The following is an 8,256-nucleotide window of genomic DNA, read 5'->3' as shown; positions in this document are numbered from 1 at the left end:
CTCCCGGTGGGCGACGGCGCTCTCCTGGAAGAAGACCCCGTCGATGAGCGCGATGATTGTGGCCCCGGCGTTTACGGCCGCAGTTATGTCGCCCCGCCTCGCCGGCGGCCGGTACTCGGCGTCAAGGATCTCGCGGGCGGTTATGCGGTCACAGCTGGGACCGAGGAAGACGACGATTCCGTGCGTCACGACACCTCCTCCCGATCCGGTCCTGGTCCACCGCGTAGATCTCAAGCCCCGGCACGATCACCCGGACGACCGGGACGCCGATCTCGGGCCGGGTGAGGTCGACGACGATCACCCGGGAGAGTCCGGCAGCGCCGAGCCGGTCGGTGACGTGGTGAATGTCGGTGAGGAAGTCGTCGGTGTCAAACGACGGCATGGCCGCAAACTCGATCGCGTCGCCATCAGTGAACCAGTGCCGGTTCAGCCGTTTCGTCCGCTCGTAGCCGATCTTTCGCCTGACGTCCGCGGTATCGGTATCCTCCCGTGCGCCGTGGATCTGGGTCAGCCTGCTCTGCGCAACCTCGGTGAGCGCCCGGAGGACCGCAATCCCGGCGCTGGAGTGCGACCCCATCCCGATCGTGAGGAGCGCAGGGTCCTTGAGCACCACGTCGTCGGCCACCGCTGCCACCGTGGGGACCCCGATATCGCTCGTGATATCCTTGAGGGTGACCTCGACCCCGGCGGCCGCGAACTTCGCGAGCAGATCGGCGGCGAGCCGGTCGGTGATCCCCTCGATCCGGGGGCCGGTCTTCCGGGTCGCCTCGACGAGCGACCAGGCGTCACGCTCGACCACCTCCATCAGGGCGTGGAAGGTTGCTTCTTCGATGGTGTTTCCGGAGGCAAGCCCGTTCGTGTTGGTCCGGAAGAGGCGGCCGCAGGTCACCGGGAGAGGGTGGTAGACCGCGTGGGCAGGGACGAGCACCTCCTCCTCCTGCACGATATCATACCCCCAAACCCAGGGGACCGGTATATCGGCCGGGACCCGGGGGGGCAGGACCAGGTCGGCCGGGTTGATCGCGGTCATCTCAGCCGAGACCTCGCTGTAGCGCCCGACGACGGTCTCCCGGTCATCCATCTCCCCTGAGTAGCGCTCGATCCCTTCCATCATCGCCGAGACTTCCGCCTCGACGGGGGTGGCGCCTTTGCCGTTGTAGACCGATATCGCCCCGGTCGCTGCGGTTGGCCTGATGCTTGAGAAGACCGGGATCCCGACCCGGTCGAGGCTCGTGATATCAGCGACCCGGGTGATCCCGGCTGCGGGGAGCAACTCACGCGCCCGGCGAAGCGTCTCCTCCGGCGGGACCGACCGCTGGGTTTCCTTCGAGTAGGCCTTCCGGCACGACTGCAGCCTGATCACGCGTCGCCTCCGGGGTATTCTCCCGGCACCCAGCGCTCGCTGCCGTCCATCCCGAACTCCTTCTTCCAGATCGGCACGCTCTGCTTGATCCGCTCAAGGATGTACTCGCATGCGCTGAACGCCTCCTTCCGGTGCCCGGCGCCGACGACGATAAGGAGGATGTTCTCCCCGACCCGGAGTCTTCCAATCCGGTGGATGATCTCGACCGCCTCGATGGGGTAGTTTGCAAACGCCTCATCCCTGATCGTCTCCATCTCCTTCGTCGCAATCTCCTCATAGGCTTCAAGGTCCATCTCCTCGATCCCGTCGTCCCTGACGACGCCGAGGAAGGTGACCAGGGCGCCCATATCGGGCCGCCTCACCCGGTCGATCACGGCGTTTACATCAAAATCGTCTCTTGTTACGCTGATCATCCTCAATCACCCACCTGCCACCGGCGGGAAGAGCGCGACCTCGTCCCCGTCGGCGAGGGCGAGGGTCTCCACCTCAGCCCTGCGCACGCGCCTGCCGTTGTGCATCAGTATCACGTATCCCTGGAGTTCTCCGTTCTCGCCAAAAAGCGCCTGGTGCGCCTCCTCCGAGACCTCCCCGACTGCAGCAAGCAGCCCGGCCATCGTTGAACCCCCGGGAACCTCGAGCGTGAGGTCTCCCCCGATGGCCTCCCGCAACCGGGCAAAAGCCCTGACCCGTATCTGCATATCTTCTTCTCCTCTAGCACCGATCGATCCCGCACGTGCTGCAGTCCTCCTGCCGCTCGACCGGCAGGGTCGCCATGACGGCGGCCCGGCCGTCCCAGACAAGGAGCCGATTCGTGAGGAGGTCGCCGGTGCCGGTGATGTACTTGATTGCCTCGTTTGCCTGGACAAGCCCGATGATTCCGGGCGTGGTGCCGACCACCGGGATGACCTCCTCCGCCGGCGGAGGGGTTGGGAATATGCATGCCAGGCATGCCGTCCGGCCGGGGATGATCGTCGTCGCCTGCCCGTCAAACCCCCTGACCGCCCCGTGGATGAGCGGCACGCCGCTCTGGAGCGCCACCCGGTTGAGGATGTAGCGGACCGGGAAGTTATCGGTGGCGTCGATGATGAGGTCGGCCCCGCCGGCGAGCGCGGCGGCGTTCCCTTCGTTGACGGTTGCATACGTCGCGACGACCCGGATATCCGGGTTCTGCGCCCGGAGTTTCGCGGCCGCTGACTCGACCTTCGCCCGCCCGATGTCACGCTCACCGTGGAGCACCTGCCGGTTCAGGTTGCTCCGGTCCACAACGTCGCCGTCGACGAGCCGGATCTCCCCGACGCCGGCAGCGGCAAGGTAGAGGGCGACCGGGCACCCGAGCCCGCCGGCCCCGGCGATGACGACCCGGGCGCTCGCGAGCCGTTCTTGCGCCTCCTCCCCGAAGAGCGCGATCTGCCGCCGGTAGCGTTCCAGTTCCTGGTCCGTGAGCATCGTTCCATCAGTCCTCCGCGCGGGTGAACACGAGATTATGTGGTGTCTCAGGCGATTTTAACATTATGATTGAGTTTTGGGGCAAGCCCCGGGGCGGATGTGTGCCAGCGGGTGTTGGCCACGCCAGCCTCTGCCCCCACCCCAGCGGCGAAGCGCCACCACGGTCCACTCTCCGGGGAGCAGGCTGTTTTTCATCCGTGCAGCATGAAGCGCTGCCTTATGCGCGTTTCATCGAAAAATTGAGCCGTGGTGAGGAGATCAAAACGCTTCCTGTGGCAAGCTTCCACAAATCCCGTTTCGCCACTCCGCGACCCCCTGCGTAAGGCAATAAGTGTTCGTGATAGTAGATACTCCTGGTCTAGCAGTTGCCACCCCAAACCTGCCCGGCGCGTGCGAGCTCCCTCACCCGGCGCTCTTTTCATCCCTGCCTTCAAACCTGACCAGCGCCGGCGACGGCGGCCTCCCGGTGATCTTCAAGGCATCTGAGACGCGGTCGGTGATCGCGAGCGCACCGCCGGTCCTCTCCCGGTACTCCTCCGTGAGGTAGGCGGTGCGATACCGGTAGGTCCGGTCCCGGGTAACGAGAATAAGGTCCTCGTCCAGGTTTGCGAGGAGCGTCTCCCAGATGACCTCGTCGCCGATGGTATCGGTGCCCGGGCTCTTTGGGGGATTCCCGAGGAGTTTGCGGCGGTGGGCCCGTGTGATGAGGTCCTCGGTCCGGCGGAAGACCCGCACGGCAGGGTCGCGCGCAAGATCGCGGAACGCGCGCGCGACCGGGTCGGCGGCGGGGTCTATGATCATCCCCTGGATACTGTCGTAGAGGGCCCAGACCACCCGATTGTAGTCCTCACCGGTGCGTTGCAGCGCGGCGACCTTCGGGCTCTCCCGGAGGATTGAGGGCAACAGGACCTCCCCGGTCTCCCGCTTTCGCAGGTCGTCCGCGATCCGGTCAAGGACCTTTGACCGGTTGCGAAGGAACTCGTCGAATATGATATCCGGGAAGACAAGATACTCCTTGAGCGCTCCTATATCCGCGAATATCTCCCCGGGATCCTCATCAGTCCCATAGAGTTCAAGGAAAAGGTTTGTATCAATACATACGCACGTCATCGGTCCCGGGTTGATGGCGCGGGGAGTGATAAATATTTCCCGGGCATGACAAATGTTTCCCTGGCCAGATATCCCGGATGACGGCGCTACGGATCCGATACGCCAGAATGGTCGATATTATACCATATTTTAGTGAAAAGACGTATAGTTCCCAAATACAAATGTTTATTGAAGCATATCGACCACCCTTCACGTATGTGGTGGGTATATGTTCCGTGTTCTCGCAGTCGACGATGAGCCGGCCCTCCTCGAATTAACCAGAGCCTGGCTCGCGCGGTCCGGGGATATACAGGTCGAGACGACGACGTCTCCGACGCAGGGGCTTGATATGCTCGCCAAAACCCGGTACGACGCCGTTGTTTCCGATTATGAGATGCCGGAGATGGACGGCATTGCGTTCTTAAAGGAGGTCCGCCGCCGCGGCATGGCGATACCGTTCATCATCTTCTCAGGCCGCGGCCGCGAGGATGTCGTCATCGATGCGCTCAACAGCGGGGCTGACTTCTACCTCAGGAAAGGCGGCGACCCCTCCGCCCAGTTCGCCGAACTCCGGAACATGATCCTCCAGGCGGTTGCGCGGAAACAGGCAGAGGCGGATGTGCAGCTGGCCGGTGACATGTACCAGAGCATCTTCGAGCACACCGGGGCCGCTACGATCATCATCGAGAGCGACATGACGGTCTCCCTGGTAAACAGCGGGTTTACGGATCTCACCGGCTACCGCCGGGAGGAGGTTGAGGGGAAGATGCCCTGGACCGCTTTTGTCGCTGACAGGGACCTGGAGCGTCTTTCCGGCTACCACCGTGCCCGTCTTCGCCCGCCGGGCACGGTGCCGCGCACCTACGAGTTTCGGCTGGTGGACCAGCACGGCACACCAAAGGACGTGTACATGACGGTTGGGCTCATCCCGGGGACAGACCGTTCAGTCGCGTCGATGGTTGATGTGTCCGACCGGAAGCGGTTCGAGGAGGAGTTGCGCGCGGCGCATGAGCAGATGGCCGCGGCGTTTGAGGAGGCAAAAGCGAGCCAGGAGTCGCTCGCGGCACAGTGCTGCGAGATGGAGAATTACCAGGCAACCCTCCAGGGCATCATCGATTTTCTCCCTGACCCGACGTTTGTGCTCGACCGCGCGGGGACGGTGACCATCTGGAACCGGGCGATCGAGAAGGTGACCGGGATCCGGAAGAGCCAGATCATCGGGTTGGGAGCCGGGGCGGTCTCCGGAAGGGTGCCCGGGTTTTGCTCCCCGCTGCTTGCAGAGAGTGTTCTCTCCCGCAAAGGAGAGAGCATCACCCGCAAGATCCATATCCCATCGCCCAATGGCGGGGAGGGGACCTGCCTCTGGGGGAAGGCGTCCCCCCTCTACGATGCACGGGGGAGGCTCTCCGGCGCCATCGAGTCGCTCCGGGATGTCACCGAGCTGAAGAGGATGGAAGCGCAGATCAGGCACCGGATAGACCTTGAGCAGGTGGTGAGTTCGATCTCAGCGCGGTTCGTCGCCCTCGACCCTGACGACCTGGACGATGCCCTGAACGAGACGATACAGGCGCTCGGGTCGTTCCTGGGGGTCGACCGGAGTTACATCTTCCGGTTCAGCAACGACCACACCGTCATGGATAACACCCACGAGTGGTGCGCGGAGGGGGTCGAGCCGCAGATGGCGCACCTGCAGGGGATCCCAACCGAGTTCCCCTGGGGGATGGCGCAGATTGCAGCCGATAGAACGATCTGCATCCCGGTCCTGGCCGACCTGCCAGCAGAGGCCGCGGCAGAGCGCGAGTTCCTCCAGGAGTACGGGGTTTTGTCGGTGATCCTAGTGCCGGTCGCAACCGCCGATGAGGTCGTGGGGTTCATGGGGTTTGAGACCGTTATGAAGGAGCGGCTCTGGTCAAGGGATGACGTCACCCTGCTCACGGTCGTCGGCAACCTGCTCGCCGACCTCCTTGTCCGGATTCACGGGCACAAGCGGCTCCGGGAGAGCGAGGAGCGGTTCCGGACGCTCGTGGAGCGGTCGCATGACTGTTATGTCCGTGCAACGAAACTGCCACCGGCTATCGAGTATGTCAGCCCATCCTGGGAGCACCTGACCGGGTATACATGCGAGGAGTACATGGGCGACCCCGGCCTCGTTGAACGGTCGGTCCATCCCGACGACCGGGAGGTCTTCCGTGCCATGCTACAGGAGCCGGGTGCCGACCGGCTGTACGCCTTCCGGGTGCTCAGGAAAGATGGGCGCTATGTCTGGGTTGAGGTCTGCACGATACCGGTCTACGGGGATGCCGGGCGTCTGGTCGCGGTCGAGTACGCTATCCATGACATCGATGCCTGGAAGCAGGCTGAGGCGGCGCTCATCGAGGCCAACAGGAAACTCAGCCTGATGAACAGCATCGTGCGGCACGATATCTTAAACCAGGTGACCGTGGTGCTCGGGCATATCGCCCTCCTCCAGGACCGGCCGCTCGACCAGGACGTCGCCGAGGCCCTCGAGAAACAGCAGGCCGCCGCTGAGATCATACAGTCGCAGATCGAGTTCACCCGGGATTACCAGGACCTTGGTGTCCGCTCTCCCCGGTGGTTCCTCGTCGCACCCCTGGTTACGTCGGCGGCACGGGCGCTCCGGCCGGCCGGGATCCGGATCGTCAACGAACTCGACGGGGTTTCTCTCTACGCCGATCCGCTCCTCTCGTCCGTCTTCTACAACCTCCTGGAGAACGCCGTGCGGCATGGGAAGACCGTGACCGAGATCCGGGTCACGGCCGTGTCGGAGGGAGGCAGCGTCCGGATCGTCTGGGAGGATAACGGTGTGGGGGTCCCGCACGAGCATAAGAATCAGATATTCGAGCGGGGGTTCGGGAGCCACACCGGGCTCGGGCTCTTCCTGGTCAGGGAGATCCTCTCGATCACCGGGATTGACATCCGGGAGACCGGGACGCCGGGCAAGGGGGCGCGGTTTGAGATTGTGGCGCCGGAGAACGGCGCCCGGATCGAGTGAAAGCGGTGATGGCCGACCCGTATCTTTCTCGCCAGGGATAATAGTTGCCAGTTCTACTGATCCCCATGCACCCCAGGTTGACTCGCGCAGAAGTGCGGCCATTGGCGAGCCGCCTCACACCGAGGTCGTCCCGAAATGCCTCTTCCGGGGGGCAAGCCCCATACGCGCGAACGTTCGGTATGGAGACTCGTGAGGATACCGTCCAATTCAGGAGACGAATGTTGGTTTCGGGCACTATTGGCCGGTCTGCGGTCAATCGTCCATCACCTTGGAAAACGGTCTTGATCCATGTCGGGGGGCAATCGGTGAGAGCCCGGCCGGTTGGCTCCGGGAGTTCATCGTGCCCGGGCACTGCCCCTGGTCCCTGCGGGGAGGGGGTTACGAGGTTCCGCCGCCTGCGGGGGGCGAGCCTCCTCCCCTGCCCCCACCCCCAGGGCGATTCCCACCACGGTCCGCTGCCCGGGTGAGCCGGGGGATACTCCGCGTTCACCACCCATGCTGAGGTGGGTGGGGACGAACACCAGAACCGACACGGGGGTTCAACAGAGCTTGAACCTCGCCGATAGCCAACCCGGAACGCAGTGCACCCATGGTTGCGTTCGCGCCGATGGGGGGACACCCTCTCCCGGTCCCTCCCCCGCCCGGGCGTATACCCGGTGGAGAGCCGTGCCAGCGCTTGTGACGCGGGATATTGCTCACTTCTGTGCGAACGTGCGCCAGCATGCTCTGAACCCTGTGGATATCCGGTCGCAGGGTACGTTTAGGATGTGCTCACCCTTGAATTGAAGATGCCTCGATGCAGCAGGGTTTTTCCACCGGCCGAAAAAAGATGTTCAGGATCCCGGCCCTACCTGCGGCCGTACTTCCTGAACATATACCAGAGCCCCGCCGCGACCCCGGCCATCACCAGGAGGCCGAGGATCGCAACATAGGACTGTTCCTTCACCACGACCCGGTATTCGTCTTCTCCCTCGGCCTGGTCGCTCTTCACCAGGGCGACGATCTTGTACTCGCCGGCGACGATATCTGCCGGCGGGACGACCGTCACCTGCACCGTCGCCCGCTCGCCGGGCTCGAGGCTCGCAACCGTTGCCGGGTCGACGGTCGCCCGCCACCCCTGCGGCGCGCTCATGTTGATCCCGATGTTCGTCAGGGCGCCTCCGACGCCAGCGTTCGTGATGGTCACGTCGAACGCGAGGGTGTCACCGCGGTCGATATCATGGCGGTAACTCTTCGTGTAGGTCCGCATGCTGTATGACCCCCGGAGCCGGAGGGTGAGGTCTTCCTCGTACTGCCGGGCCGCAGAGTCGATCAGCGCCGTGAAGTTGTACTCCCCGACGTCGAC

7 protein-coding genes and 1 pseudogene are annotated in these 8,256 nt (G+C 63.9%); 1 reads left to right on the top strand and 7 read right to left on the bottom strand.

Annotated elements, in window-relative coordinates:
* From BP858_RS09495 to BP858_RS09470, 6 genes and pseudogenes are all read right to left on the bottom strand, one after another.
* Positions 1-189 (bottom strand): annotated as a pseudogene (locus tag BP858_RS09495) (TfuA-related McrA-glycine thioamidation protein); the annotation flags it as partial.
* On the bottom strand, positions 149-1,363 hold the full coding sequence (locus BP858_RS09490) for a YcaO-related McrA-glycine thioamidation protein (RefSeq protein ID WP_286879371.1): 1,215 nt from the start codon (positions 1,361-1,363) through the stop codon (positions 149-151). The gene BP858_RS09490 and the pseudogene BP858_RS09495, both read right to left, overlap by 41 nt.
* Entirely contained in the window at positions 1,360-1,776 is a 417-nt protein-coding gene (locus BP858_RS09485) for a molybdenum cofactor biosynthesis protein MoaE (RefSeq protein ID WP_062265287.1), read from the bottom strand. Before BP858_RS09485 ends, BP858_RS09490 begins: the two co-directional genes overlap by 4 nt.
* A gap of 6 nt (positions 1,777-1,782) precedes the next feature.
* Entirely contained in the window at positions 1,783-2,061 is a 279-nt protein-coding gene (locus BP858_RS09480) for a ubiquitin-like small modifier protein 1 (protein WP_062265284.1), read from the bottom strand.
* A 13-nt stretch (positions 2,062-2,074) separates the two neighbouring features.
* Positions 2,075-2,809, bottom strand: coding sequence for a HesA/MoeB/ThiF family protein (locus BP858_RS09475; protein WP_062265281.1), 735 nt, complete (start codon positions 2,807-2,809; stop codon positions 2,075-2,077).
* 402 nt (positions 2,810-3,211) lie between these two features.
* Positions 3,212-3,919 carry a PIN domain-containing protein gene (locus tag BP858_RS09470; protein WP_062265279.1) on the bottom strand — a complete coding sequence of 236 codons (708 nt, stop codon included), beginning with the start codon at positions 3,917-3,919 and terminating at the stop codon, positions 3,212-3,214.
* A 208-nt stretch (positions 3,920-4,127) separates the two neighbouring features.
* Between BP858_RS09470 and BP858_RS09465 the strand changes: the two genes are divergently transcribed.
* The gene (locus BP858_RS09465) at positions 4,128-6,911 is read left to right on the top strand and encodes a PAS domain S-box protein (protein WP_286879370.1); all 2,784 of its coding nucleotides are present in this window, start codon (positions 4,128-4,130) and stop codon (positions 6,909-6,911) included.
* An 847-nt stretch (positions 6,912-7,758) separates the two neighbouring features.
* Here BP858_RS09465 and BP858_RS09460 read toward each other — a convergent pair.
* Positions 7,759-8,256 (bottom strand): NEW3 domain-containing protein (locus BP858_RS09460; protein ID WP_286879369.1); only part of this gene is annotated, 498 nt, incomplete at its 5' end.

It is taken from the genome of Methanoculleus sp. UBA413 (assembly GCF_002502935.1).
Lineage (GTDB): Archaea > Halobacteriota > Methanomicrobia > Methanomicrobiales > Methanoculleaceae > Methanoculleus > Methanoculleus bourgensis.
Note: the sequence above shows the minus strand (reverse complement) of the source record. Positions and strands in the feature narration are given on the sequence as shown.